This window comes from Planococcus notacanthi (genome assembly GCF_030407825.1).
GTDB classification, from domain to species: domain Bacteria; phylum Bacillota; class Bacilli; order Bacillales_A; family Planococcaceae; genus Planococcus; species Planococcus notacanthi.
In genome coordinates, this window is the sequence record NZ_JASDCQ010000002.1 from 238,273 (window position 1) to 262,924 (window position 24,652).

The window sequence follows — 24,652 nt, forward strand, 5'->3', positions numbered from 1 at the left end:
GGAGGTGGCCGATCATGTGGCCAACTATATTCACCTTAGCAATGCTCATCATGTTTGGATGTTCCATTAAAAAGATCATCGCCAAAAGGAAAGAAGCATCTATTACAGGATGGAAATCCCTCGGAACTTCTATCTGCTTTTTCCTGATTGCCGCAATCAACTTATTGGCATACTGGTTTGATTTTAGCGGAATCATCTCACTGTCCCTGACAATCCTGCTGTTGGCGGCCGGAGCATACTTTACACGATATCTGCCGAATGAAAGGAAGTGGAACAATGCCAAACTGTGAAAACTGCGGCCGGAAATGGCAATGGAAGACGATTGTCTCAAAAACATTGAAACTCACCAATAAAGTAACTTGTCCGTATTGCGGAAAACCCCAATACATCGTACCGAAGTCCAGAGTCCTCACGGGTTTTTTCAGCTTTTTGCCCACTTTCATCATCATCATGATCGGTATGATTTTTGACATCAATGTATGGCAGGTCTTGTTGAGTGCGGCGGGGCTGCTGCTTGTGTTTTTGGCTATCTATCCATTTACCATGAAGCTCACCAGCGAAGACAAATCACAAACTTTTATATAGTAAAAGCCGTTCCAGAATCACCAGGAACGGCTTTTTTCTTGTTTCATTCATCAGTTTCAGGAAACTGCTTTTCATAACTAAACCGGACCATGGCATAATCTTCGTTCCATTCAGCTTTGGCGTCAGCCATTGTCTGCTGCTTGGCTTCGGTATCAAGTGTTTGGGCTTCAATCCATTGGTAAGCTTGAAGCTGCCGCCTATATTCATGGCGAATCAAAATGTAATTATCGGGGTAATTTACTTTAGCTATCTCAATCAATCGTTTTTCGAGAGGCGGAAGACGGCTATTGTTTATTTCCTCATAAGCTGCAAGTTGATCCATGTACTCGGAATGCATATTGCGGAAACTCGGCACCATTTCCTGGATGGCGTTGTTCAACAGCGTTTCTTTATGCGGTGCATCGATTTCCATTGCTGACAGCTCCGACAAAGCGGTCATTTGCTTTTCGCTAAAGTCGTCCTGTAACCGTCGGTTGTCAGGCCATTCCTCTTGAGCCAATTGCTTAACAGCAAGGCTTGCTTCGGATGAATTGATCAAAGTGAGCGTATTGACCAGTTCATCGGCTCTGTATTGTTCCTGGCGAATTTTTTGGGCCTCCGCCACTTGTTCTTCAATGGTCGAACTCGCGGACAACGGTTCCGATTCTGCCATATCGCTTTTATCCAACTCCTGCAATTGCGTGTATAACAAACCGATCCCCATTAGAAAAACCAAAGCGGAAATGCCGGCGACACGTCCACCGTAATGAGGCTTTTTCGTGACGCTCCCGACAATCATCCAACCGATGCCGATTAAAATGCCGACGATTCCTGCCAGCAAAAGCATGAGTATTAATTCCATCAGACCAGCCATGCTGCAGCTCTTCTCAGAAACGTCTATTGAACTTAACCTTAGAGAGTTTTAACGGATTCCGCAACAGGAATTGGCAAAAATTTCTTTCTCCTTTCGAATTAAAAGAATATTCATAACATCATATATTTGAAAAAAAGAAGACATGGATGTTTGGAAATGAAGAATGAGGAGGAATTATGAAAGGGGTATTTTCTTTTAAATTGATTAAGAGAGGCTTTTCTGCCGCTTACTAATCAAATCAATTGATGATTCGAAGTCTCTCATCAAAAGCGAAAGGACCAAATCATTATTTTTGGAAATAAAAGTACTATTTTCAATTAAACCAATAAAATGGAAAAAACTTTATGATACCATTTTTTACGTAGTCATTCTATTTCGAGTAAATATTCAGGAGGGACTGCAAAACTAAAAAATGGGGGCATGACACATGAGAAAAAGAATGGAAAAATGGTTGATCGCATTAACTGCTTTATTCTGCTTGAACTTTGCGTTTGTGCAAGGAGCATCTGCGCAATCTACGGGTGGAACAGAATTACAGCTTTCGGATCTGACTGCGGAAAAATTAGAAGCATTAGGCAACAGCATTTATTTTGATGTCGACAACAGCTTGAAAATTGATGAGAAAAAAGCACGCCAAGCGTACAAGAAGTTTACTGGAAAAGAACTGAAAAGCATTGCCGGACAATTAGCGGCGATTCCTGAAGAACGCGTTCTTGAGTTAAAGCAGATTGCTTTGGCTGAACAGGCAGCAGGCGAAGGCGAAGTTCAAGTAATGGCCATTCCATTGATTGTTTGGGCAGGAATTGGAGTAGCCGGCATTTTGGCAGGCGGTGCAGCCATTTACTTTACCGGTAAATACATGAGCTGGCAGGAAAAGAAATACTTAGTGGACACTTGCTATGCAGCGGGCGGACGTCCGATCCTTGATAGTGGGGATACAGCCGGCATCAACTCGGCTCCTAAAAAAGCATGGTGGAAATTCGGAAGCACGTACAGCTTCGAATGTGCAAAATAAGTCATGACATGAAAAAAGCCCTTTCCCTCAACAAGCAGGGAAGGGCTTTTTGAATCCATTTTTAGTTTTGGGTGCAGGTCACGGAATTGAGTCCGTACCAATTGGTTTCTTCACTGACAACAGTTCCGCCATTATCCAGGCATTTTTCTGCCTGCTCCAGGTTGGCTTCATGGGTGCTCTTCATTTGGAAAATGGCAGTGGCGGTAATCGCTGCTACGAGAACGAGTACACCTACAACGACCAAAGGAGCAGTCTTCCGCAGATTCTTTTGCGTCTGAACCGGCTTTTTAGGCCTAGGCGTGTCGTCCAAATAATCGGTATCGACTGAGAAGTATTTGCGGACTTCCAGGTAATACAGCAAGTTCTGGATGATGAACACCAGGCATAAAGCGACGATGAACACGTAGCGGTTGAACGGAAAGAGCATCAGCAAAATGAGCAGGGGCAGGAATTGCCAATAGAACACATAGACTTTTCGGGTGGCATTTTGCGTCACTTGCTGAAGCATTTCATCGTCATCGATAAACTCACCGGGTTTAAACAAGGAAAACCCATCAATCTGCTGGTGAGGGTACCGTTTATTGTGCTTATGTATTTTCACTGCATATAGAACAAGGAGCAGGAGCATCAGGAAAGTTCCGCCAAATAGAGCGGTGATTGCGGCAACGTTCCAGTTGTGGGATTCCAGCCCGTTCAGCAGAAGGTCCACGGCATAGATCACCCCGTAGGTCCAAATCATGAAAATGAACCATAACGCGATATTCCATAAAGGGAATTGGACACGAAAATCGTTGTTATTCATCAAATTCCTCCTCTTCCAACCAAAAGATATCATCCACTTTTGTCTCCAAATGAGCCGCCAGGCGAAGCGCCAATGCAACAGAAGGCGAAAATCCGCCTTTTTCGATAAAGCCGATCGTTTGACGGGTGACGCCTACACGTTTCGCCAATTCAACCTGAGAAAACCCGTGGCGTGCCCGTAATTCTTTTACACGATTTTTAAGCATAATGGAGTCCTTTCGATTTGGTATTGGTTAACTATACTATTCATAATGTATAGTATAATTAACATGATGTCAATAATACTTGTCCTGGTATCTTAGAAAAACCTCTCTCAACAAATAAAAAAAGCTTTTCCAATCCAGTTGGAAAAGCTTTTTCAAAACTAAAATTCATTAACGATGTTTCTTGATTTCCTGCGTCAATTCATTGAATCGCCGGTCAAGCTCCCTGTACTGGGGATCTTTTGCTGCCATAAAACTCAATTTTCCCAGCACTTCCTGCCGCTCCGTTTCAAGCCGCATCAGCAATTCGCCCGTGTCATCGCGCTCCGGAACGGGAGCATCGAGCTGCTTCTCAATCCGGTGATCCGCGATGACCAATTTGCTGGTGGTGGTTTTCTCGCGGAAAGCCTGGTCATGGGAGACAACCAGCAAAGTGCCTGTATAGTGGGACAGTGTTTCCTCAAGCTGCTCGCGAGATGGCAAATCGAGGTGGTTGGTCGGCTCATCCAGAATCAGCGCATCCCGCTCTTCCAGGATATAGAGCATCAGCTTGCATTTGATGCGTTCGCCCATGCTCATGGCGCTGATGGGCTCGTTCCACTGCTCAACCGTGAAGCCGAGATGCTTCATGAGGTTCTGGACCTTTCCGCGCGCTTCGAAGGTTTCCTTATAGAACAGTTCGGCCGGTGTTTTCTCGAGCGGCAAGTCAAACACTTCCTGCGTCAAGTAGCCGACACTCGCCGAAGGGGACATCCAGACTTCGCCGTCTGCGGTTTCCTGTCCCAGCAGAATTTTCAGCAACGTCGTTTTGCCGCTGCCGTTTGGGCCTTCAATGGCGACTTTTTCACCGTGGAGAATGGTGAAGTCCACTTGATCGAACAACAGTTTCCCGTCAAATGATTTCGACAACCCCTTCGCTTCCAGAAACCGCTTGCCGGTTTTATGGGTGGCTTTCATAGAGAAGTTGACTTCGTATTCCGGCTCGAGCGGTTCAGCGTTGATTTTCTCCAACTCTTTTTCCAGCCGTTTCTGCTTGGATTTGACCTGCTTGTCCATGCGTTTCGCTTTCAGGCGGTAATGTTCTTTATAGCCTTCCTGTTTGGTCGATTCGGCATGCGCTTTGTGCGACCAGGAAGTCAGCTCGTCCATCTGCGCTTCGATGCGCCCGACCATTTTCTGCTGCTGATCGTATTCACGCTGTTGGGCCAGCCGCTTTTGCTGCCGCGCTTCCATATAGCTGGAGTAATTGCCTCGGTGCTCGATAAGCTTCCGGTTTTCCAAGGACCAGATCTTGGTTGCGACAGCGTCCAGGAAATGCCGGTTATGAGACACCAGAATGAGAGTTCCAGGATACTTGCGGATCTGGTCCATCAGCAGCTCAATGCTGCCGCCATCGAGGTGATTGGTCGGTTCGTCCAGCAACAATAAGTGGGCATTCTGTGCAAAGCCTGCAGAAAGCCGGACTTTCAGTTTTTCCCCGCCGCTGAGAAGGGAAAAGTCGTGTTCCGGCACCTGCCACCTGTGCAATAAAACCGTTTCGGAAGCGGACACCTCACCGAACGAGTGGGTTTCCGTTTCCTGTTCCACAAAAACGGTTTCGAGGTTTGGCTGAAGCCAGTCCAACTGGCCGCTTGATGGAGCCAATTCCCCGGCAATCAGCCGCAGCAAGGTCGATTTGCCGGCACCGTTCTTGCCGATGATGCCGATCACGTCGCCTTGCTGTACACTCGCATTCACTTCTTCAAAAATCACCATCTCTTTTATTTCATACCGTACATTGTGCAGTTTCAGCAGTTCTTTCATCCAATCAATCCCTTCAGGAGAGGGAGAATCAAAAAATCCTCCCAAATAAATTTGGAAGGATTAGCCGTATCGTGCCCGAACTTAATAAACCATTAAGGTACGATGGTTCGACAGTTGGTGCAGGTGGGCAGACTAATCCTATTTCGCGTGAGTTGAAATCTGTAATTTCAGCCGCTAAAACAAGATTAGTTACGCATCGTCCACCCATCAGCCTTTCTGTCGTTTGATAAGGCCAGTATAGCATAACAATAAATCCATTTAAAGAAAGGGATGTGCCATTCCATTCCGCTGTTTTGCAAAGCAGGCCAACGGGTAACTTAAGACTGTCTTACTTAAAAAATACAGGTTATCAGGAGGCTATCATGGAATACATCTATCTCGGAAATTCAGGGTTGCGGGTTCCGAAGTACATACTCGGGACAGTCCCTTTCAGCGGAACAAACGGTTTTGAAGCAGCCGGCAATATCGATGACAAACTGGCGCGCCGCATGGTCGACATGTCACTCGAAGCGGGCATCAATATGTTCGATACGGCGAATCTCTATTCGAAAGGGGATGCGGAACGGGTCTTGGGTGCAGCCATCAAAGGGCGCCGTGAAGACGTATTGCTGACATCGAAAACCGGTTTCCATATGGAAGACAACCCTAACGCAAGAGGAGCTTCAAGAAGCAACATCCTTCGTTCCATCGACCAAACGCTTAAACGTTTGGGAACAGATTATCTTGATTTGTATTTTGTTCACCTTTGGGACGGGCAGACACCGGTCGAAGAAACTGTCGAGACGATGACCAGTCTTGTGAAGTCCGGAAAAATCCGCCATTGGGGCGTATCCAATTACAGCGGGTGGGCACTGGCCCGGACGTTCACCGTCGCAGAGCAAGGCGGCTATATCCCGCCGATTACACAACAGATCTATTACACGCCGGAAGCACGGGAAGCGGAATACGAACTGCTTCCGGCAGGCCAGGAGCTCGGCATCGGCTCGATGATTTGGAGTCCGCTTGGTGAAGGACTCTTGAACGGTAAAATCGGGCGCAACAAACAAGCGGCCGAGAACACACGCCAAGGTGCCGGATGGCCGGAGCCTTGGGTGCAGGACCAGGAGCGGCTGTATCAGGTGATTGATGCACTCGAAGAAGTCGCAGCCAACCACAATGCTTCCGTACCGCAGATCGCTTATGCGTGGGTGCGTGACCGTCCGAATGTCGGGCCGATCGTCATCGCTGCGCGCAACGAAGAACAGCTGGAGGAAAACATCGCTTCTTTCGACATCAAGCTGACGCAGGAAGAACACGACCAAATCGAAGCCGTCGCCCGTCCAGTACCGATCTACCCGAACTGGCACCGTGCCATGAGTTCGCTGGACATGAGCAGCCCGTCCGAGAAAGTGTATTTGGAAGGCTATAAGAAATCAATGGGAATAGAAGAATAAGAAAACGCACCGATCTTGAGCACTAACCGGCTCTGGATGGGTGCGTTTTTTGTTTTTGTAACTTTTCATCCGGCGAAAGGTCTAATGGATGCAAAGGGAGGGCAAGAAAATGAAATTCAAGCAGTTAATTGTGGCCGTTGGCATCCTGTTGCTACTCGCAGCATGCTCAGAAGAAAAAGCGGCAAAACCCGCTGATCCTGTCATGGAAAACAGAAAGGATATAGAAGAGGCACTGCCAATCCTTGACGTAACGGTAGATGGAAGGGAGAAACCGACTATCCGGGGCGGCTATAGCTGGAGCTTCTTTGACGAGAAGGACAATGCATCGGCAACAATCGAAGCGGAATCCCTTTCGCCTTTGGAGTTGGCCGAGAACCAGAAAGCGCCGAAAGTAAATGAAGAAACGATGATCGATCTCCACTTCGACAAAGAACCGGAAACCTATGAAGTGCAAATCTGGGATTCAGAAGGCGTTACCAGAGGACCTTTTGATGACATCGTGCTGGATGAGTTTAACGGGAAAATGGTATATCAGATTATTGCGGAGTGGGAGCAGGGGACGGCTACATATGTTTTCTCGCTGACGGTTGAATAGCAGATGTTCTCACGGACATATAGAGTCTTTATAGAGAAGAGAAGGTGTCAGAAAATTTACAGTTTGAAAGGTCTGGCTGTGATAAACTGGAATAGGGAGAGGGATATTCACCTGGAATGAAAATCGGGACTCAAACTGAGCCAGCAGAATAAATTCTCTGTACGGCAAGCAATCGAAGATTGAATTCAACAAAGGCAAGCATCATGAAACAAGCGAAAAGGGGTTGGGACGGATGGGCGAAAACGAAGACTTGTTCAGCAGAAAACCGAAAGAAGAACGCAGATTAGGGGAACCGACCGGTGCGTTCAAAGGCGCAGCTTGGGGCTCATTGCTGATCGGGGTATCGGCGTATTTGATCGGACTGTACAATGCGCTGATGGAATTGAACGAAAAAGGCTATTATATTACTTTACTAATTCTTGGGCTTTACGCAGCAGTCTCCCTTCAAAAAGCAGTCCGCGACCGCGACGAAGGAATCCGGGTCACCAACCTGTATTTCGGCATCAGCTGGTTTGCACTGATTGCCGCGATAGCGCTGATGGCAATCGGCCTGTTCAATGCGGGAAGCATCACCTTGAGTGAGAAAGGCTTTTACGGCATCTCGTTCGTCTTGAGTTTGTTTGCCGTCGTTACTGTGCAGAAGAACGTGCGGGATACGGAAGAGGCGAATCAGGATAAGTAAGTTATTGTTTAAAGGGGCGTCTTAATTAAGAAGAAAGCGGAAAACACCTGACTTTTTTGAGTCAGGTGTTTTTGTGAGGATTTAAGTTTCCAGCGTCTACACGCCTTTTTCTATACAATATAGTTTTTCACAAAATTTAAATATGTACTTGTTGGAAATTAAAGCGATCTAAATAATTGTTATGGAAAAAATGTATGTTTATTGTCTACAGCAAGCAAAGATAAGAAAAGAACCTATATGTTAAAATAATCTAAATAACTATTTACATAAAGGAGCCTACCGATGCCCATCTATAATAAATTAGTCCGCGATGCTATACCTGAAATAATCGAAAAAACCGGCAAAGATTTTTCAATTCGCACTCTGGAAGAAGACGAGTATAAGACCGAAGTCAAAAAGAAACTAGGCGAAGAACTAGAGGAATATAAAGAAGCCGCAACTAACGAAGAAGCCGTTGAAGAGTTAGCCGATATTCTTGAACTTCTTCATGCAGCTGTGAAAATTCATGGTTCTTCTATTGAAGAGTTAGAGCAAATCCGCCAGGCAAAAGCCGAGAAGCGTGGCGGTTTTGACAAACGCATATTTTTGATTGAGGTTGAAGATGACTAAGCTGGAATTGGTGACTTCCCAACTTGTTTCGCATTTGGAGAGGCTATCAAAAGAGGCGGTTGAGATTCAATGGATCACTGCGTTTGCGATGAAGTCAGGGGTCGAAAAAATTTTACCGTTCCTTCGAAAAGCAGCGGACAGAGGAGTGCCGATTAAACTACTGGTAGGCGATTATCTGTTTGTGACGCAGCCGGATGCCCTGCAGTTGCTCCTGGAAAAACTGCCTTCTGCAGAAATTCGGATATGGAAAAGCGGAGGGGCTTCCTTTCACCCGAAATCCTATCTGTTCCGTGGAATAGACACATCCCATCTGATTGTCGGATCTTCGAATTTATCATCGTCTGCGCTCACGACAGGGGTGGAATGGAGCTTGATTGCCCCGACTTCTGTTGATGCAGAAGTTTTTGAAGAAGCGGTTACCCAATTTCTGAAATACTTTTATGCCGATCAGACAGTATCTTTAAATGCAGAGACACTTGCAGAATATCGGTCATTACATAAAGCGGCAAATCTTAAGCACCCGATCAGTCCGATATGGTCCGAAGCGGAAGAAGTCGAAATGACGGTCGGCCCGGCTCTGCCGCAGCAGCCTGAAGTGGCAGAAGCACAAACGCTTTATAGTGCGCCCATTTCTCCAAGGCCTGCACAGCGTGAAGCATTGGAAGCACTGGATAATGTACTTGCTGAAGATTACAGCCGGGCTATGGTGGTACTGGCGACGGGCTTAGGCAAAACCTATTTAGCCGCTTTTTTTGCAGAAAAATTCAAGCGGGTATTATTCGTTGCACACCGGGAAGAAATCCTTTCTCAGGCGAAGCAGTCATTCGAGCATCTGCACCCGGACAGATCGAGTGCTTTTTATAAAGCTTCGGAAAAAGGAACAGATGCGGATTTTATTTTTGCTTCTATCTATACACTGGGGAGCCAATATCATTTAGATCAATTTGAAAAAGATGCTTTTGATTTAATTGTAGTGGATGAGTTTCATCATGCAGCAGCGCCGACCTATGACCGCCTGTTGAGCCATTTTGAACCCAAGTTCTTATTGGGCATTACGGCTACGCCTGATCGCATGGACAATAAAGATGTTTATGCCTTGTGTGATGGAAACGTGGCGATCTCGATTCACTTCCTGGATGCGATTGAACGGGCGTGGCTTGCACCGTTCAATTATTACGGTGTCTATGATGACACGGATTACTCGGCTATCCCGTGGAGAGGCACCCATTATGACGAGCAGGAATTGCTACAGGTCCAGTTGCGTGAAGAATTTGCAGAAAAGATCTTTAAAGAGTGGAACGGTTACAAGCAGACAAGAACAATCGTCTTTTGTTCATCCGTAAAGCAGGCGGTATATATGAACAATTTCTTTCAGCAAAAAGATGTTCGTTCGATTGCACTCCATGGTGAGTCTCACCCCAGCGAGCGTAAAACTGCCCGTTCCAAGTTGGATTCGGGAGAACTTGAAATTATTTTCACAGTTGACCTGTTTAATGAAGGCGTCGATATTCCGAAAGTGGATACGCTCCTTTTTATCCGGCCCACAGAATCTTTATCTGTTTATACGCAGCAAATTGGCCGCGGCCTGCGAATTGCGGAAGGGAAGTCGCATTGTGTCATTATCGACTTTATCGGCAATTATCGAAACGCGGACTTGAAGCTGGCTGTATTTAATAAAGAAGAGGGCAAAGTATCAAGTAAAACAATAAGTCCGCTTGTGCCTGAAGTATGCGGATTTAATTTGGACCTGCAAGTGATCGATTTGCTGGAGGAAATGCGCAGAAAAAGAGCGCCGCGTAAAGAAGCGCTCGTTATGGCTTATAGCGATTTGAAAAGAGAAATGGGCAGGCGCCCAACATATCTGGAATTTCACCTTCACGCCAATCTCGACTCTAAAAATGTAAAACAGGAATTTGGCAGTTACATTGGTCTGCTTGCCTATGCAGACGAACTGACGGAGAGCGAACAAGACGTGTGGCTGAAATTCAAAGCGTGGTTTATAGAGGTCGAAAAAACAGCAATGAACAAAAGCTATAAGATGGTTGTTTTGAGTTATATGCTGTCAAAAGGTGAAGAAAGATGGCTTGAACCGACAACTACGGAAGAAGCGGCACCTTTTTTCCATAACTACTTAACAGAAAAAGAATACCGTATGAACATCGACTTCAATGATGTCCAGGGTAAGCGACTGCGTAAATATGATCGAAAGAAAGTGGCAGACTTGATTGCGCAGATGCCGATGGCGAAGTGGAGCGGGAGTGCGAAAGATAGTATTGTTTCTTTTGAAGAAGGAATCTTTATGTTCCAGCTGCAGCCTTCTATAGAAGAAAATGAACTCTTGTATAAATGGACTCGGGAAATAGCGGATTACCGCCTGCATGTTTATTTCGAAAGGAAAGCAATTTCTGCAAAAACGAACTGAATTAAAAGATAAATTCAACGTTTTTATGTACAGTACCTTTAATCTATTGGCTATTCTCCCGTAAACAGGTATCATAAAACCAACTACTAAAGGTCATCTGCCAGTCAGGTGGCCTTTAAGCGAGCCAGAAAGCTGTCAGGTTCCACAAACTAATCTTCACGGAGGGGGATTCGAAATTGCCTTATCAATTACGAAAAAACTTTAAGCTGTTCACTTTGAATTCAAACCCGGAATTGGCACAGGAAATCGCAGACTTGCTTGGCTGCGAAATGGGTAAAAGCTCCATTACCCGCTTTAGCGATGGGGAAGTCCAGATCAACATAGAAGAAAGTGTCCGGGGGGCAGAAGTCTATCTGGTCCAGTCGACATCGCAGCCTGGAAACGAACACGTGATGGAACTTTTGATCATGATCGATGCGCTGAAACGGGCGTCTGCGGAAGCCATCAACGTGGTTATTCCGTATTACGGCTATGCACGCCAGGACCGCAAAGCGAGTTCACGCGAACCGATTACGGCCAAACTGGTAGCGAATATGCTGGAGACGGCTGGGGCGACCCACGTCATCACCATGGATCTGCATGCACCCCAACTTCAGGGCTTCTTCGATATGCCGGTTGACCAGTTATTGGGCGGAACGGTCTTGTCGAAGCATTTCGCTGACAAGGGCTTGGAAGATGCCATTGTTGTGGCGCCGGATAACGGAGGTTTGGGAAGAGCCCGTAAACTGGCGAATTACCTGGATGTGCCGATTGGCTTTATCGACAAACGCCGGATGCAGCCGGATGAACCTGAAATGATCAATATTGTCGGCGACATCAAAGGCAAAAACGTCATCATCATTGTGGACATCATTGATACGGCAACGACCATCTCATTGGCTGCCAACGTGCTCGCTGAAAATGGCGCGAAAGCCATTTATGCCTGCTGTACGCACGCCGTCTTATCCGGACAGGCAGTTCAACGGATTGAAGAGTCGGCTCTGACGGAATTGGTGGTCACCAATACCATCCATATTCCTGAAGAAAAACGCACGCCGAAAATTAAAATCCTTTCCGTCGCTCCTTTATTGGCGGAAGCGATCGAGCACGTTCATAACGAGAAACCGGTAAGTCCGTTATTTGAAAACATTCCGGTCAGCGATCAGTAAAGATCTCCCGAAAAATAGATTCATAAAAAACACCGCAGAAAATTTTCTGCGGTGTTTTTGCTGTTGCTAGATACGTTGGCTGCGGACTTTGTTCTTTTGTTTCTTATGGAGCATATAAAAGAATGCGGCAATGGCCAAGGAAGCAATAAAGGCGCCGATTGTGACTTCACCTGGAAGCAGGAACATCAAAGCCAAAAAAGCCACTCCGACTCCCACCATGACGATAGACAATAAGAGATTTACATTCACAGACAGTTCCTCCGTTCAATCAGACGTTTCATCTATCAATCCATTCCCCTTTTTCGAGAAAATAAAAGTAATAACTAAAATCTATGTCATAATAGCTTTATACATAAATTGAATTATTAGTAAATTGAGGAGGGGGAGGCAGATGGATTCAAAAAGGACAGCAAAAGAAAACAGGGAACGTGACCGGCAGAAAGAACTGAAAAACAATCCCGGAGGATCTTTGCGTGATGGAGTGGACGGTGGAGCAGGAAATGGCAACGTGACCGACATCGCAGGCGATATGGGCTGGAAAGGCATGGCGCTGTTGATTGTTCTTTTGATTGCAGGCTATACCATCTACCAACTCTTCTTTAGTTGAAAGAGGGTCAGGGGAGGAACGGCAATGTTTTGGTTGAAAGTTTGCTTGTCTCTGGTGATTTTATTCGCCATAATGGCAGTAGTAAAATTTACATTAAGAAAAATCTTTAAGATTGAGAAACTAAAAAAGGAATGGTTTTCTTATAATCATGTCAACAAAAACCATCAAAAAGTCGATTGGTTTGTCAGAATTCTGTCGACGATCGTACTGATTGCCATTTCATATCTGGTTATTTTCAAAGAGTATTCCATCATCTTTTATCTCATTCCACTTGTGCTGCTCATGGCACTAGACTATAGTATTAGGGCATTTTTCGAATGGAAATACTCGGATGGTCCAAAGCAGGCGATCTTGACGATTGGCGAGATGGTGGTGATTGCAACAGCACTGGCTTTGACTATCCAGTATGATTTATTGAAATTAGGCTATTGAACAGAACGAATTAAATTGAGTTTCTACTATAATACAAACTGCAAAACAAAAAGACTCCAACGGCCTCATTTCAGCCACCGGAGTCTTTACTTGTTTTTATGATTTTATTACATGGCCTTCCGAATTATAGACAGTTTCTTTCTTATCCCACCAGCGGTAGAACACTTTCATCAGCGGCATAATGATGATGAAGATGAACAGCAGCCTGAAGGTTTGGAACATCGAAATCAGTGAGACATCTGCTTTTACCGCATCAGCAAGCAGTACCATCTGATCCAAGCCGCCTGGAGCGGTGCTCAGGAAACTTGTCGCGAATGTCGTCTCCAGCGCAAAGGACATGAGGAAACTTGAACCGAACGTCAGCGCGATCAATGCCAGTGCACTGAAGATACCGCCCAACAGGACGCGCATGGGCAGCTTGACCATATCGGGCTTGAGCATCAACCCAATATGGGCGCCGATGAGCAGCTGTGCGACGACCATAACGATGCCCGGTACGGGAGGCATGGCGATGGGGGTTGTAAGCTGGAGCGCAATCAAGAGAATAATGGGTGTGATGAAAAAGGCGACCGGCAACTGGATGCGCTTCATCAGGTGAGAACAGCCCCACGCAAGTGCAATGAGCAGCACCAGACTGATCGTCAGCTTCGCATCCGAAGGCGGCTTGCTCATGACCTGACCAGCGACGATAAATGGAACGAATACGACGACCAGTAATAGCCGAATGACCTGGAAATAAGAAATGATGCCAATTTCCTTTACTTTTTCTTCTTCGGCAAAGACGATGATCTGGCCCAAACCTCCGGGGATGGCGGCCAGTACAGCAGCCCTCAGCGGAATCTTCGCCCATTTTCCTGTCAAATAGGCAATGCCGATGGCGCCGCCGATTAAGATGATGTTCAAAACGATCATGTAAAACAAGATCGAGCCCATCATGCCGAACAAACTGATATTAAATTGTACACCAATGACCGTTCCGACCATGACGACGCCCAGGTCGCGCATTTTTCCAGACCATTTGAGCGGCCCTTTATAAACGAATTGGGTCAACATGACGACAACAATCGGACCAAGCATCCATGGAATCGGGATGTGCAGCAGGCTGAAGAGATAACCGCCGATCAGTGACAAGGCCAATACTCTTAACATCGCGATCAAACGTAACACCCCTTTCTCCAATCTGCATTGAGTATTTAAGAAACCACCAGCGCCCATTCTCATGAATGCTGGTGGTTGGCAATTATGATTTTGCTAGTTCTTTCACTTGTGCTTCACGGTCGACGTCGTCGCGTCGGCGATCGCCCCAATAAGAAGAACCGTTTTTCAGGTATTCTTCGTATGTCCATTTGATCGGCTCCCAGTCCGGTTCGAAGATCAGGTAGCTGTTCGTGAAGATCTCCAGGCGCAGTCCGCTTCCTGGATCTTTTACATAAATGTACATCGCTTGAGAAATACCATGTTTACCAGGACCGACGAATGGCACTTCAGCTTCGCACAAGATGTCGGCTGCACGCAGCAAATCCTGTGAGTTGTCGAGCCAGTAAGCGATATGGTGCATCTCGTTCGGCGCTTTTGAACGTGGTGTCGACATGATGGCGACGTCATGCACCAAGTTTGTTACTGATAACCAGCTTGCAACAGGGATATCGTCCGGGTTGACGAAATACTCCCGAAGTTTAAAGCCCAGTGCTTCTTTTAAATAGTTTACTATCTCTGTATTGTCTTGGGAAGTCTGCAAGTTTACATGGTCGATGCGGCGTGGAGATACACCTTTTGCCCATGATTTATACGTTTGGTTTTTAAGCACGGATTTCCGTGATTCGTCCCCTGGTGTTTTGTCCATATCGTAGTAAAGCTCGAAGCGGTGGCCGCTCGGCAATTCAAAACGTACGGCTTCGCCTTGTGCAACTTCTTCGCCAGCTTGTACCCAGCGGATATCCGTGCCGGCGTCTTCCAATAGTCGGGCGAAAGTCGCTACGTCCTCAGGGCGTTTGGTGCGCCAGCCGATGTGGTCGATGTACGAAGTTTCCCCTTGTGCAATGGACAGGGTGTGATGTTCAAAATCGCCCCAGGCGCGCAGGTAATGGACACCGTCTACAACTTCTGTCACTTCCAGGCCGATGGTATCACGGAAGAATACCAAAGATTTTTCAAGGTCTTCCGATACTAAAGCTACATGTCCAAGTTTTGCGATTTCAGGTGCATAAAGAAATTTTTCCATTTAATTTCACCCCATAGTTTTATTTTTTATTTGAATTGCTATGTAAAATGCGAACAGCATCTTACTCTTCCGCATTTTATGCCAGTTTTACCCTTGGATTTTGGTGTCCACACCGAATAGGTGTCTGCCGTAGCCTAAAATCCCATCTTCGTATAGAGAAGTGATATGTGTTCCGATCGCCATCAAATCACGGGTGAACATTTCCACCGGATGGCCTTTCAATAAGGCGTGGCCGCCTAATGTAAGCAAGGCTTTCACGGAAATCTGTATGCACGTATCGATGATTTTAGCGCGGATTGCTTTGTATTTTGCCCCTTCGTAAGCACCGTCTTTATCGGTTTCCATCATGTTGATGTATTCAGCCATCAAGCCTTTGGCTGAAATCAGATCAAGCTTGAGCTCCGACAGGACACGCTGGCTTGTGGGCGATTCCTTTTCGTTTACACCAGAGAAGCGTACGCGGCCTGCTGTGTGTTTTTCGAATTCGGATACCACACGTTCTGCACCGCCAATGGCCATTGCCGCAAATCCTACATAGAAGCCAGGGTAGAACGGTGTGTTGTAATACAAATAGTCCTGATCGAACTCTTCATATGGCGGCTGGCTCTTTTCGATGATTTTGCTGAAGCGCAAAATGGCATCCGGCTTCACAAAAACATTATCGATGATCAACGTATTGCTTCCTGATCCGCGGAGGCCCAAGGAATCCCACGTTTTCACGACTTCCAGGTCAGAAACTTTGAAGAGGATGCCGACACGTTCAGGCTTGTCGTTGTCTTCAAATTTCATCATGGCGCCAACTCCGACCCAATCGGAATAGTTGATACCGCTTACAAAATTGTATTTGCCTGAAACGATATAGCCGCCTTCGGTCGGTTCCACTTGGCCGATTGGAGCAAAGACGTCAGCTACAAAGCCGCCTTGGTTAATGACTTCATCGCGGATGTGCTTTGGATAATAGCAAACCCAAGCGTTGTGCGCAGAGAAGAAGAACGTCAGCCAGGAAGCGGATAAGTTGTGATAGCCGACTGTGCTTACCATATCAACGAATGTGTGCCAGTCCAGCTGCGGATGGCCGAATTCTTTCGGCAAGATCAAACGGTGAATTTCTTCTTGGCGAATCAGATCTGCGATGCGCGGGGAAATGGTCGAATTATGGTCTGCTTCAATCGCTTCCAATTCCGCTGCTTCACCGATTCGTTTTGCTTTTTGCATAATCTCTTCATAAAGCACTTTATTTTCACCTAATGTAACCATGTGATCATTCCTTTCAAGAATCATTTATTGTGCTGCAACTGCTTGGTTTTTTTCTGCTGCCAGGAATTCCGTAACAAGGTTATTGACGATTTCCGGCTGGTCCGTTTGTGCCTGGTGGCCGCAATTATCGATATACTTGAATTCAATGTTCGGCAATAGTTTTTCAAGTTTGTATCCGGTTTCGACAGGCGCCACTGCGTCCTGGTTGCCCCAGATGAAGATGCCTGGAATTTTTAGTTTCGGCAAAGAGTCTTTGATGCAATAACGATCCCATAATTTTGGCTGTTCGTTCATTTTCTCCAGATAGGCAGCGAATGCCTCGTTGGATTCTTTAATGCCCGGGCTGGTTGCAGCGCGGTGGCGAAGCTGGATCAATTCTTCTGGAATCGATACTTCGTCCGTGGAGTTGCGGTACATGAACTTGCGCAATGATTCTTCTGTATAGTCATAGCCGATGACGTCAAGGAATGAACGCATCTTTCTTTCGGGAACTTCCTGCATCGCCTGGTAAATGGTGTTGCTGCCGATGTAAACGACTTTGTCTACTTTTTCAGGATGGTCGATGGCATATTTGGCTGCCACGTAAGCACCTTGGGAGTTGCCGATCAATGAAACTTCATCCAGGCATAAGGCTTCGATGAAATCATGGACATGATCCACTAAGCTCTGATGGCCGTTTACTGGCCAAGCGTGAGGGCGTGCATCTGTGAAGCCCATCGATAATTGGTCTACTGCGTATGCGCGGAAGCCCGCTTCAGCCAATGCCGGCAGCATATGGCGCCATCCTGCCGCACCGCAAGCGCCGGGTCCTGCACCGTGAAGCAGGATGACAGCGGGTCCTTCTGTTCCGGCCCATGAATAATGGGTGCGTACACCGTTTGCCAATACATAGCTATTATGGAATCCTTCAAAAATTGTCATTGTTATACCTCCTTGTGGTCTGGGTAGCTGTTGTAATTTCTGTTTTGAGTATAACTGTTAGAAAATTTCAATATCATAGTGATTTTTATTGAATAAATTGATTTAATCTTTAAAAAATATTGAAAAGTAATTTTATTCTTGTAAGATTAGGAATAGAAATCAAAGGAGTGGATTGTGATGAATGAGGTTCTATTTGATTCCAACGAGACGCAAAACATCTTAATGTCAGCAAATGCCTTTCATACTTTAAAGAATAACTTGTTTAATAATATCGGTTCCTATAAAACAAAAGGCTTCTTGTTTCGGCTGGGCAAGGAATTCGGGCTTGAGTCAGCCAAAAAGAATCTCCAAAACCAGCAGACGGAGAAAACGGTCGGCAAAAGGCATTCCCGTTTGGGGCATGTAAAAGATGTCATTTTTATGGGGGAGATTGTGCGCCATCCGGACGGCACTATAGAGTGCAAGGATACATGGGGCCAATGGGTGGAATCTTTCGAAGCGCAATTGCATTTGAAGAATTCGGGCTTGGCGGATGAATGCGTATGCCATATGCTATGCGGTTTTGCGAGCGGTGCGTTGACTTATGAGTTTGGCGAGTCGATTATTGCCGTAGAGCATAAATGTGTCGCAAAAGGGGATTCGGCCTGCGAGTTCGAAGTCCGTTTGGAGCGTGATTGGCTTGAGGAAAAAGGGGACTTGATCCACCTTTACCAAAACGACAATATCTTGTCCGAGCTTGAAATGACCTATGACGCGCTTGTCCACCATAAGCAAATGCTGGAGAAAATCTCATTGTTCCAGGGACAGTTGACACAAAAAGTGACAGAAAAGCATTCGATGGATGAAATTGTGGAGACAGCTTATGAGCTATTGAACATTCCCATCCTGATCGAAGACATCCACGGCAATCCGTTGAGCCAAATTGGATTTACGGAAGAGCAGGAACTGCTCATTAAAAACACAACGGCAAAATTATCGCATATCAGCGATAAACACAATGTTTCGCATTACGAAGGCGAAAAGTATTGGAAATTGACAGCGCCTGTTCTGATCAATAAAAAAGATTACGCCACTTGTTCTTTCTTTTACTTTGACGGGAAGCAGATGGATGAAAACGACCACCTGTTTTTAGGGCGCATATCGACGGTCGTCGCGTTATGCATTCTGTATGAAGAAGCCCAATTCGAAGAGCAGCAGCGGATGCGCAGCTCGCTGTTGGAACGGTTGATCCATAACCGGAACATCAAATACATTGAATCCTACTATAAATTCTTGCCGTTCAAGTTTCAGCCGCCGTTTTCTACAGGCATCATCCATATCAAAAAGAAAAAGAAAACCAATGAAATGATCGATGTCCATGACCAGATGACGCAATTGGCGAAAGTGGCCAGAGAATGGGACTTGCCTTGTATTTTTGCAGTGCTGGGAGAAGAGATTGCTCTCCTTAACTCACACAATAGCGACAAACAGGAGTGGAAAAAGAAAGTCACGAAAATTTTTCAGAAGATGGAGAAGCATAACGGCAATTATGAATATTCGCTTGGGATCAGCGGAACATTCAGCAACTTTAAGGATTTTGAGCACTCGCTGAAAGAAGCGCGTGTGGCCCAACGTTTTCCGAATGAAAAATTGCTGACGGATTACGAGGAGCTTGGAATGATCGGCGACATCGTCAAAAACATGAGCATTGACCAATTGCAGGAAATGGCGAAAAAAACCTTGAAAGACTTGTACAACTTCGATGATCCGCGCAAAAAGGAATTGCTGCACACGCTCTACGTCTACCTGCTGAACAGCCAACGCCTAAAGGAAACGACGGATGAACTGGCGCTATCAATCGGCGGCGTCCAGTACCGCATCAAGCAGATTGAAGAACAGATGCAGATTTCACTGAAGAACGCTTCAACCGCTGCCTATATTTTATTGGTCATCCAAGTGCTGATTCTGACGAATAGCCTGAGCTTCGAGGAATTTTCAAAATAGCGATCGGGCAATGAAGTAAACTGTAACAGCAACAAAAAACGGCCAACCTGCTCATTTCGAGTAGGTTGGCCGTTTTTATATGGGCCTAATCAATCGGATTCTGTTGCTACGCGTTCTTTTATTGCTCGACAGCGACTTTCATTCTTTCTTCTTCGTCTTCAGCAGCACGGAGCGCGTCTTCTTTTTCAGTAGCTGTAATCTTCAACTTGCGTGTCAACAGCAGCACGGTAGCCGAGACGACGTATAAGCTAACGATGACCACTACTCCTGAATTGAAGCCGGCACGGATGTCATCGCCTGCAAGTGTGATCAAGTAACCAGTAGCCCATGGTCCGATGATGCCTGCCATACTGGCAATCGACAAGGAAATCCCTGTAACACTGCCGACCAGGTTTTTCGGAATGACCAGTGATTTAATCGTCGTGTTCAAAGGCAATAGGCTGGTATTCATAATTAAACCGATTCCCAGGAACACGCAAGCCAAAATTGGTGAAGCGACAAGAGTGGTCATGGCGAAAGATAGGGAGCCAATAACCAATACAGTGATCAATACACGGTCATAGGATTTGATAAGGCTTTTCTTTCGCTTGAACAATCCATCAGTGAATTTACCGATGCAGATGGCGAATACTGTTCCGACAATCCCCATTCCAGCGAAAATCAAGCTCATACGCGTGGGTTCAAGACCCGCAATTTGGATTAAGTAAGTAGGAGCCCATGTAAGCACCCAGGTAGTGATCCACATCGAAACGAATCCGACGACGACAATTGAAAGCACATATGGGTTAATAAATACTTTTACAATATCCTTAAACGGTACATTTTTATTGGAAGCCAAGGATTTTACATCTTCAATCAGCGGCTCATCCGGCTCTTCTTTCATAAAGAAGAAAGCGATCGCCCATAGTAAACTTGCTACCCCCAGCAAAGCAAACGTGTGGCGCCATCCGACAGTGGTGATGCCTGCCACCAAGGCTGGTGCTGCCAAGTAGGTTCCGACAGTAGTACCGGAAGTCATGATGGCAACAGCGAACCCGCGTTGTGAACTGGTGAACCAGCGCGCCAAATGCACAATGGATAACCCGAGCGTAGAACCTTCGAAGAAACCTAAGACAACCCGCAATAGAATTAGATGGGCCAGTGTTTCAACAAAATAGGCACTTGCCAATGAAACTGTCCAACCAACAGCAATCATCATCAATAGGTATTTTGAGTTAAACCGATATGTCAGTGTGCCCAGCACAATACTTCCGACAGCATATGCAGCGAAGAAGCTGCTTCCGACCAGGCCAAACTCATCATAGGACAACCCGAGTTCGGACATGATCGGTTCTGCTGCTAACCCCAAAACTGATTTATCCGTGTAATTCAAAACAGCGAGTAAGAAAAGAAACACCAATACCATCCAACGCATGTGCATATAAATCCCCCTTTTGATTTTCGATTATTCCCCATCCACCCTGGAAAAAAAGAAATGTAAGCGCTTGCGAAATTTTAGTAGAATAACTTCCTCCTTTCACATACTTTTTTAAAAGTTTCTTCAGTTCGGCGGCACCCTGCTTCCTGCCTGACAAGCAAACAACATAATGGAATAAAAAGGAAGAGGTGTCTTGCCGTTGAAATGAATTCTATGTGAAAAGAAATAGTTTTACAAGGGGAAAAATTATCGAAGAACACAGAATTGGTTTTAGGACTTTGAAAAATAAAATGAAATTTCATTCCGGAAAATCTCCTTCTTCACTCGAAGAAGGGTTGGTAAATCTGATTTTCTTTAAAAAATCTTTCTAGTAAAAATGAAAATCAACAGCCTGTTGTTTTTATGGTTTCTATCAGAATTTTCAATAAAAACCAACATGATAATTTTAAAACGACTGCTTTATGATTGAATTATTCGAAAAATGAATGGAGGAATTAGCATGGATGATCGTTTATTCAGAGATGCAATGGGGAAATTCGCAACAGGGGTCACGGTGTTGACGACTGAAAATGAAGGCGTACCGCATGGAATGACAGCCAACGGGTTTATGTCCGTATCGCTGGATCCGAAGCTGGTAGTGATTTCAATTGGACATAAAGCAAAGTTTTTAGAAAAAGTAAGCGCTTCAAAAAAATTCGCTGTCAACATTCTGAGTGAAGACCAGGAACAATATTCCCGCCATTTCTCCGGCAGACCTGGAGAAGAGCCGGTCCTGTTTGATTCATTGGAAGGCCTCCCGGTTTTAGATGGCGCGTTGGCGCAGATCGCATGTGAAGTGGTCTCTTCCCATATTGAAGGAGACCATACGCTATTGATTGGCAAGGTTCTGGATTTGAAGCTTGAAGATAAGAGCCCGCTCTTGTTCTTCGCTGGGAAATACCGCGAGTTAGCTCAATTTGAAACTGTGAAGTAGGGGGAGACGCATGAATATTCAAGAGGCCGCACAGCAACTATTGGAAGCGGAACACACGAAAGCGCCAATCGCGCCGCTGACAACTACCTATAAAGAAATTTCCGCTCAACAAGCGTATCATGTCCAGCTTGCAGGAATTAAGGAAAAAGTGAAAAATGGAGCAACGGTCAAAGGCTTGAAGATCGGATTGACCAGCAAGGCGATGCAGGACATGTTGAATGTCCATACACCTGATTACGGCTTTATATTGAACACGATGATTTACGGAGAAGAGGAAGCGATTGCAGCTGACTCGTTCCTTCAGCCGAAAGTGGAATTTGAAATTGCTTTTGTTTTTAAAAAGGCATTGTCCGGAGCAGGCGCAACAGTCGAAGACGTCATCGATGCAGTTGATTATGTGGTACCTGCCGTTGAAATCATCGATAGCCGCATTGCGGACTGGAAAATCAAATTCGAAGACACCGTGGCAGATAACGGTTCATCAGCAGGTGCCATCCTTGGCAGCCAACGGACAAAGCTAGCTGAAATCGAAGACATCACAGCCATTCCCATGACGGTTACTAAGAACGGCGAATGGATGGACGAAGCGACAAGCGCTGCAGTATTGGGCAACCCACTGAACGCGGTGGTTTGGTTGGCACAGGCGTTGGATGAATACGGCATCTCGATTGAACCGGGCATGTTTGTCCTCGCCGGCGCTTTATCGAAAGCCGTGCCGTTTACAGCAGGAGACCGGTTTGAAGCTGACTTTGGCGTATTAGGAAAAGTCAGTACGAACTTTGCGAAAGAAGTGATGATGAAATGACCAAGCTAAAAGCAGGAATTATCGGTTCCGGTAATATCGGGACGGATCTCATGTATAAAATCGAGCGCAGCGATGTACTGGAAATGAGCGTCATGATCGGCATCGATGCAGCATCTGACGGCCTGAAGCGCGCCAAAGACCGCGGTTATGAAACAATCGCGACAGGCATCAGTGGCTTAATGGAACGCTTGGACTTGGTGGACATTGTGTTTGATGCGACAAGCGCCTATGCCCATGAGGAAAACAGCAGGCTGTTGACAGGAGCAGGCAAACGAGTGATTGATCTAACACCTGCAGCGATCGGACCGTTTGTGGTTCCGCCGGTAAACTTAACGGAGCATCTGGAAAAGAACAACGTCAACATGGTGACCTGCGGCGGGCAGGCGACCATCCCGATGATCCATGCAATTTCACGTGTCGTACCAGTGGATTATGCAGAAATCGTCGCAACCATCTCAAGTAAAAGTGCCGGTCCGGGAACACGGGCGAACATCGACGAATTTACCGTCACGACGTCGCGTGCCATTGAAGTGGTGGGCGGCGCGAAAAAAGGAAAAGCCATCATCATCCTGAATCCGGCTGAACCGCCGATTATCATGCGTGATACAGTGCATGCACTGGTGGCAGAAGAAGGACACGAAGAAGCGATTCGGGATTCCATTCTCGAAATGGTGCAGGACGTCCAGAAGTACGTACCGGGCTACTCGTTGAAAGCCGACACCGTATTCGAAGGCAAAAAAGTTTCGGTGTTTCTGGAAGTGGAAGGCGCTGCAGATTACTTGCCGGCCTATGCAGGGAATTTGGATATCATGACTGCTGCAGCGGTGCAAGTCGCCAATGAACTGGCGCGCCATCTGCAACGCGCGAAGGAGGTCATCTCATGACAGTGAATATTTTGGATGTATCGTTGCGTGACGGAAGCCATTCGGTCCGCCACGCGTTTACAGCAGACCAAGTACGCGAAGCAGCAAAAGGAATGAATGCAGCAGGAGTCCGCTATTTTGAAGTGTCCCACGGTGACGGGCTGGGCGGATCTTCGCTGCAATACGGCTTGTCCGCAACCGATGAACTCAAACTCATCGAAGCGGCTGCGGGCGAATGCACGACTTCGGAAGTTGCCGTGCTGCTGATTCCGGGCATCGGCACAAAAGGGGATTTGCAGGCTGCTGTTAAGGCTGGCGCGAAGATGGTACGGGTTGCGACTCATGTTACCGAAGCGGACGTTGCGGCCCAGCATATCCAGCTGGGCCGTGAACTGGGCTTGAAAACCGCCGGATTCTTGATGATGAGCCATATGGCTTCTGTAGAGGAAATTGTGAAACAGGCATCGTTATTCGAAAGCTATGGGGCGGAAATCGTCTACGTCACAGATTCAGCCGGTGCCATGTTGCCGAAAGATGTGACGGAGCGGATCTGTGCATTGAAACAAACGCTTCAATGTGAAATCGGATTCCATGCCCATAATAACTTGTCCATGGCTATGGCGAATACGGTTGCTGCAGTTGAAGCGGGAGCGACTTTCATTGACGGCAGCCTGCGCGCACTGGGTGCAGGAGCGGGCAATACACAGACCGAAGTGATGGTTGCCGTACTTGAAAAAATGGGCTATGAAACCGGGATTGATTTGTACGAATTGATCGATACGGCGAATAACGTCATTGCGCCCATCATGCAGCAGCCACAGGAAATCACTGGCGGCAGCTTGATTCTCGGACATTCAGGCGTCTATTCCAGTTTCTTGTTGCATGCCCAAAAAGCGGCCAAGCAATTCGGTGTCCACGAACGGGATATTCTGAAGCAAATCGGCAAGCTGAAAGCGGTTGGCGGACAAGAAGATTTGATTTACGAGGTCGCGCAAGACCTGGCAAGATAACAGAAAAGGAGAGG

General features: G+C 46.3%; 26 protein-coding genes. 16 read left to right on the forward strand and 10 right to left on the reverse strand.

Annotation, left to right across the window (positions count from 1 at the left end; genetic code table 11):
• Positions 1-14 precede the first annotated feature (14 nt).
• Positions 15-290: a hypothetical protein gene (locus tag QMA01_RS08630; RefSeq protein WP_290214759.1), complete on the forward strand. Its 276-nt coding sequence runs from the start codon at positions 15-17 to the stop codon at positions 288-290.
• Positions 277-585, forward strand: coding sequence for a TIGR04104 family putative zinc finger protein (locus tag QMA01_RS08635; RefSeq protein ID WP_290214760.1), 309 nt, complete (start codon positions 277-279; stop codon positions 583-585). Before QMA01_RS08630 ends, QMA01_RS08635 begins: the two co-directional genes overlap by 14 nt.
• 43 nt (positions 586-628) lie before the next feature.
• Here the strand turns inward: QMA01_RS08635 and QMA01_RS08640 are convergent, their stop codons facing one another.
• Complete coding sequence (locus QMA01_RS08640) at positions 629-1,438, reverse strand: hypothetical protein (RefSeq protein WP_290214761.1); 810 nt, start codon at positions 1,436-1,438, stop codon at positions 629-631.
• 427 nt (positions 1,439-1,865) lie between these two features.
• Here QMA01_RS08640 and QMA01_RS08645 point away from each other — a divergent pair, with 427 nt between their 5' ends.
• A complete protein-coding gene (locus QMA01_RS08645) occupies positions 1,866-2,453 on the forward strand; it encodes a hypothetical protein (RefSeq protein WP_290214762.1) in 588 nt (195 codons plus the stop codon).
• Positions 2,454-2,514: 61 nt separating this feature from the next.
• Here the strand turns inward: QMA01_RS08645 and QMA01_RS08650 are convergent, their stop codons facing one another.
• The 3 genes from QMA01_RS08650 to abc-f all read right to left on the reverse strand — a co-directional run bounded on the left by QMA01_RS08650 (position 2,515) and on the right by abc-f (position 5,260).
• A complete protein-coding gene (locus QMA01_RS08650) occupies positions 2,515-3,255 on the reverse strand; it encodes a hypothetical protein (protein ID WP_290214763.1) in 741 nt (246 codons plus the stop codon).
• Complete coding sequence (locus QMA01_RS08655; RefSeq protein WP_290214764.1) at positions 3,248-3,460, reverse strand: helix-turn-helix transcriptional regulator; 213 nt, start codon at positions 3,458-3,460, stop codon at positions 3,248-3,250. Before QMA01_RS08655 ends, QMA01_RS08650 begins: the two co-directional genes overlap by 8 nt.
• Positions 3,461-3,628: 168 nt before the next feature.
• Positions 3,629-5,260, reverse strand: coding sequence for a ribosomal protection-like ABC-F family protein (gene abc-f, locus QMA01_RS08660; RefSeq protein ID WP_290214765.1), 1,632 nt, complete (start codon positions 5,258-5,260; stop codon positions 3,629-3,631).
• 362 nt (positions 5,261-5,622) lie between these two features.
• Between abc-f and QMA01_RS08665 the strand changes: the two genes are divergently transcribed.
• The 6 genes from QMA01_RS08665 to QMA01_RS08690 all read left to right on the forward strand — a co-directional run bounded on the left by QMA01_RS08665 (position 5,623) and on the right by QMA01_RS08690 (position 12,149).
• A complete protein-coding gene (locus QMA01_RS08665; protein WP_290214766.1) occupies positions 5,623-6,693 on the forward strand; it encodes an aldo/keto reductase in 1,071 nt (356 codons plus the stop codon).
• Positions 6,694-6,802: 109 nt separating this feature from the next.
• Positions 6,803-7,288: a hypothetical protein gene (locus QMA01_RS08670; protein WP_290214767.1), complete on the forward strand. Its 486-nt coding sequence runs from the start codon at positions 6,803-6,805 to the stop codon at positions 7,286-7,288.
• A 232-nt stretch (positions 7,289-7,520) separates the two neighbouring features.
• Positions 7,521-7,970 (forward strand): inner membrane protein YiaA, encoded by a 450-nt coding sequence (gene yiaA, locus QMA01_RS08675; RefSeq protein WP_191714714.1) that lies wholly within the window; start codon positions 7,521-7,523, stop codon positions 7,968-7,970.
• A gap of 282 nt (positions 7,971-8,252) precedes the next feature.
• Complete coding sequence (locus QMA01_RS08680) at positions 8,253-8,579, forward strand: nucleoside triphosphate pyrophosphohydrolase (protein WP_290183706.1); 327 nt, start codon at positions 8,253-8,255, stop codon at positions 8,577-8,579.
• A complete protein-coding gene (locus QMA01_RS08685) occupies positions 8,572-11,001 on the forward strand; it encodes a DEAD/DEAH box helicase family protein (RefSeq protein WP_290214768.1) in 2,430 nt (809 codons plus the stop codon). The genes QMA01_RS08680 and QMA01_RS08685 overlap by 8 nt, the downstream gene beginning before the upstream one ends.
• A 176-nt stretch (positions 11,002-11,177) precedes the next feature.
• Positions 11,178-12,149 carry a ribose-phosphate diphosphokinase gene (locus QMA01_RS08690; protein WP_203340226.1) on the forward strand — a complete coding sequence of 324 codons (972 nt, stop codon included), beginning with the start codon at positions 11,178-11,180 and terminating at the stop codon, positions 12,147-12,149.
• Positions 12,150-12,215: 66 nt separating this feature from the next.
• On the opposite strand, the gene QMA01_RS08695 is transcribed toward QMA01_RS08690, so the two are convergent.
• A complete protein-coding gene (locus tag QMA01_RS08695) occupies positions 12,216-12,398 on the reverse strand; it encodes a hypothetical protein (protein ID WP_290214769.1) in 183 nt (60 codons plus the stop codon).
• Between the two features lie 142 nt (positions 12,399-12,540).
• Between QMA01_RS08695 and QMA01_RS08700 the strand changes: the two genes are divergently transcribed.
• Both QMA01_RS08700 and QMA01_RS08705 read left to right on the forward strand, forming a co-directional pair.
• Positions 12,541-12,756 (forward strand): DUF6366 family protein, encoded by a 216-nt coding sequence (locus QMA01_RS08700; RefSeq protein ID WP_290214770.1) that lies wholly within the window; start codon positions 12,541-12,543, stop codon positions 12,754-12,756.
• A 24-nt stretch (positions 12,757-12,780) separates the two neighbouring features.
• A complete protein-coding gene (locus QMA01_RS08705) occupies positions 12,781-13,188 on the forward strand; it encodes a DUF4181 domain-containing protein (protein WP_290214771.1) in 408 nt (135 codons plus the stop codon).
• Between the two features lie 96 nt (positions 13,189-13,284).
• Here the strand turns inward: QMA01_RS08705 and QMA01_RS08710 are convergent, their stop codons facing one another.
• The 4 genes from QMA01_RS08710 to QMA01_RS08725 all read right to left on the reverse strand — a co-directional run bounded on the left by QMA01_RS08710 (position 13,285) and on the right by QMA01_RS08725 (position 17,587).
• Complete coding sequence (locus QMA01_RS08710; RefSeq protein WP_290214986.1) at positions 13,285-14,337, reverse strand: AbrB family transcriptional regulator; 1,053 nt, start codon at positions 14,335-14,337, stop codon at positions 13,285-13,287.
• 91 nt (positions 14,338-14,428) lie between these two features.
• On the reverse strand, positions 14,429-15,409 hold the full coding sequence (locus QMA01_RS08715; RefSeq protein WP_290183712.1) for a VOC family protein: 981 nt from the start codon (positions 15,407-15,409) through the stop codon (positions 14,429-14,431).
• Between the two features lie 87 nt (positions 15,410-15,496).
• Positions 15,497-16,666, reverse strand: coding sequence for an acyl-CoA dehydrogenase family protein (locus tag QMA01_RS08720; protein WP_290214772.1), 1,170 nt, complete (start codon positions 16,664-16,666; stop codon positions 15,497-15,499).
• A 24-nt stretch (positions 16,667-16,690) separates the two neighbouring features.
• Positions 16,691-17,587 carry an alpha/beta fold hydrolase gene (locus QMA01_RS08725; protein ID WP_290183714.1) on the reverse strand — a complete coding sequence of 299 codons (897 nt, stop codon included), beginning with the start codon at positions 17,585-17,587 and terminating at the stop codon, positions 16,691-16,693.
• A 177-nt stretch (positions 17,588-17,764) separates the two neighbouring features.
• On the opposite strand from QMA01_RS08725, the gene QMA01_RS08730 reads away from it, so the two are divergent.
• Complete coding sequence (locus tag QMA01_RS08730; RefSeq protein WP_290183715.1) at positions 17,765-19,570, forward strand: V4R domain-containing protein; 1,806 nt, start codon at positions 17,765-17,767, stop codon at positions 19,568-19,570.
• 118 nt (positions 19,571-19,688) lie between these two features.
• Here the strand turns inward: QMA01_RS08730 and QMA01_RS08735 are convergent, their stop codons facing one another.
• Positions 19,689-20,990 carry an MFS transporter gene (locus tag QMA01_RS08735; protein WP_290183716.1) on the reverse strand — a complete coding sequence of 434 codons (1,302 nt, stop codon included), beginning with the start codon at positions 20,988-20,990 and terminating at the stop codon, positions 19,689-19,691.
• Positions 20,991-21,486: 496 nt separating this feature from the next.
• On the opposite strand from QMA01_RS08735, the gene QMA01_RS08740 reads away from it, so the two are divergent.
• From QMA01_RS08740 to dmpG, 4 genes are read left to right on the forward strand one after another with little or no spacing between them, the layout of a single operon-like run.
• Entirely contained in the window at positions 21,487-21,960 is a 474-nt protein-coding gene (locus QMA01_RS08740) for a flavin reductase family protein (protein WP_290183717.1), read from the forward strand.
• A gap of 10 nt (positions 21,961-21,970) precedes the next feature.
• On the forward strand, positions 21,971-22,765 hold the full coding sequence (locus QMA01_RS08745; RefSeq protein WP_290214773.1) for a 2-keto-4-pentenoate hydratase: 795 nt from the start codon (positions 21,971-21,973) through the stop codon (positions 22,763-22,765).
• Entirely contained in the window at positions 22,762-23,649 is an 888-nt protein-coding gene (locus QMA01_RS08750; RefSeq protein WP_290214774.1) for an acetaldehyde dehydrogenase (acetylating), read from the forward strand. The genes QMA01_RS08745 and QMA01_RS08750 overlap by 4 nt, the downstream gene beginning before the upstream one ends.
• Complete coding sequence (gene dmpG / locus QMA01_RS08755) at positions 23,646-24,638, forward strand: 4-hydroxy-2-oxovalerate aldolase (RefSeq protein ID WP_290183720.1); 993 nt, start codon at positions 23,646-23,648, stop codon at positions 24,636-24,638. The genes QMA01_RS08750 and dmpG overlap by 4 nt, the downstream gene beginning before the upstream one ends.
• Positions 24,639-24,652: the final 14 nt, after the last annotated feature.

What these genes read in the sequence shown, in the direction of transcription:
- QMA01_RS08670 (WP_290214767.1), top strand. Translation starts at nt 6,803, where the DNA reads ATGAAATTCAAGCAGTTAATTGTGGCCGTTGGCATCCTGTTGCTACTC.
- QMA01_RS08655 (WP_290214764.1), bottom strand. Translation starts at nt 3,460, where the DNA reads ATGCTTAAAAATCGTGTAAAAGAATTACGGGCACGCCACGGGTTTTCT.
- dmpG (WP_290183720.1), top strand. Translation starts at nt 23,646, where the DNA reads ATGACAGTGAATATTTTGGATGTATCGTTGCGTGACGGAAGCCATTCG.
- QMA01_RS08730 (WP_290183715.1), top strand. Translation starts at nt 17,765, where the DNA reads ATGAATGAGGTTCTATTTGATTCCAACGAGACGCAAAACATCTTAATG.
- QMA01_RS08640 (WP_290214761.1), bottom strand. Translation starts at nt 1,438, where the DNA reads ATGGCTGGTCTGATGGAATTAATACTCATGCTTTTGCTGGCAGGAATC.
- QMA01_RS08685 (WP_290214768.1), top strand. Translation starts at nt 8,572, where the DNA reads ATGACTAAGCTGGAATTGGTGACTTCCCAACTTGTTTCGCATTTGGAG.
- abc-f (WP_290214765.1), bottom strand. Translation starts at nt 5,260, where the DNA reads ATGAAAGAACTGCTGAAACTGCACAATGTACGGTATGAAATAAAAGAG.
- QMA01_RS08725 (WP_290183714.1), bottom strand. Translation starts at nt 17,587, where the DNA reads ATGACAATTTTTGAAGGATTCCATAATAGCTATGTATTGGCAAACGGT.
- yiaA (WP_191714714.1), top strand. Translation starts at nt 7,521, where the DNA reads ATGGGCGAAAACGAAGACTTGTTCAGCAGAAAACCGAAAGAAGAACGC.
- QMA01_RS08750 (WP_290214774.1), top strand. Translation starts at nt 22,762, where the DNA reads ATGACCAAGCTAAAAGCAGGAATTATCGGTTCCGGTAATATCGGGACG.
- QMA01_RS08665 (WP_290214766.1), top strand. Translation starts at nt 5,623, where the DNA reads ATGGAATACATCTATCTCGGAAATTCAGGGTTGCGGGTTCCGAAGTAC.
- QMA01_RS08710 (WP_290214986.1), bottom strand. Translation starts at nt 14,337, where the DNA reads ATGTTAAGAGTATTGGCCTTGTCACTGATCGGCGGTTATCTCTTCAGC.
- QMA01_RS08740 (WP_290183717.1), top strand. Translation starts at nt 21,487, where the DNA reads ATGGATGATCGTTTATTCAGAGATGCAATGGGGAAATTCGCAACAGGG.
- QMA01_RS08635 (WP_290214760.1), top strand. Translation starts at nt 277, where the DNA reads ATGCCAAACTGTGAAAACTGCGGCCGGAAATGGCAATGGAAGACGATT.
- QMA01_RS08715 (WP_290183712.1), bottom strand. Translation starts at nt 15,409, where the DNA reads ATGGAAAAATTTCTTTATGCACCTGAAATCGCAAAACTTGGACATGTA.
- QMA01_RS08745 (WP_290214773.1), top strand. Translation starts at nt 21,971, where the DNA reads ATGAATATTCAAGAGGCCGCACAGCAACTATTGGAAGCGGAACACACG.
- QMA01_RS08705 (WP_290214771.1), top strand. Translation starts at nt 12,781, where the DNA reads ATGTTTTGGTTGAAAGTTTGCTTGTCTCTGGTGATTTTATTCGCCATA.
- QMA01_RS08645 (WP_290214762.1), top strand. Translation starts at nt 1,866, where the DNA reads ATGAGAAAAAGAATGGAAAAATGGTTGATCGCATTAACTGCTTTATTC.
- QMA01_RS08650 (WP_290214763.1), bottom strand. Translation starts at nt 3,255, where the DNA reads ATGAATAACAACGATTTTCGTGTCCAATTCCCTTTATGGAATATCGCG.
- QMA01_RS08680 (WP_290183706.1), top strand. Translation starts at nt 8,253, where the DNA reads ATGCCCATCTATAATAAATTAGTCCGCGATGCTATACCTGAAATAATC.
- QMA01_RS08700 (WP_290214770.1), top strand. Translation starts at nt 12,541, where the DNA reads ATGGATTCAAAAAGGACAGCAAAAGAAAACAGGGAACGTGACCGGCAG.
- QMA01_RS08735 (WP_290183716.1), bottom strand. Translation starts at nt 20,990, where the DNA reads ATGCACATGCGTTGGATGGTATTGGTGTTTCTTTTCTTACTCGCTGTT.
- QMA01_RS08720 (WP_290214772.1), bottom strand. Translation starts at nt 16,666, where the DNA reads ATGGTTACATTAGGTGAAAATAAAGTGCTTTATGAAGAGATTATGCAA.
- QMA01_RS08630 (WP_290214759.1), top strand. Translation starts at nt 15, where the DNA reads ATGTGGCCAACTATATTCACCTTAGCAATGCTCATCATGTTTGGATGT.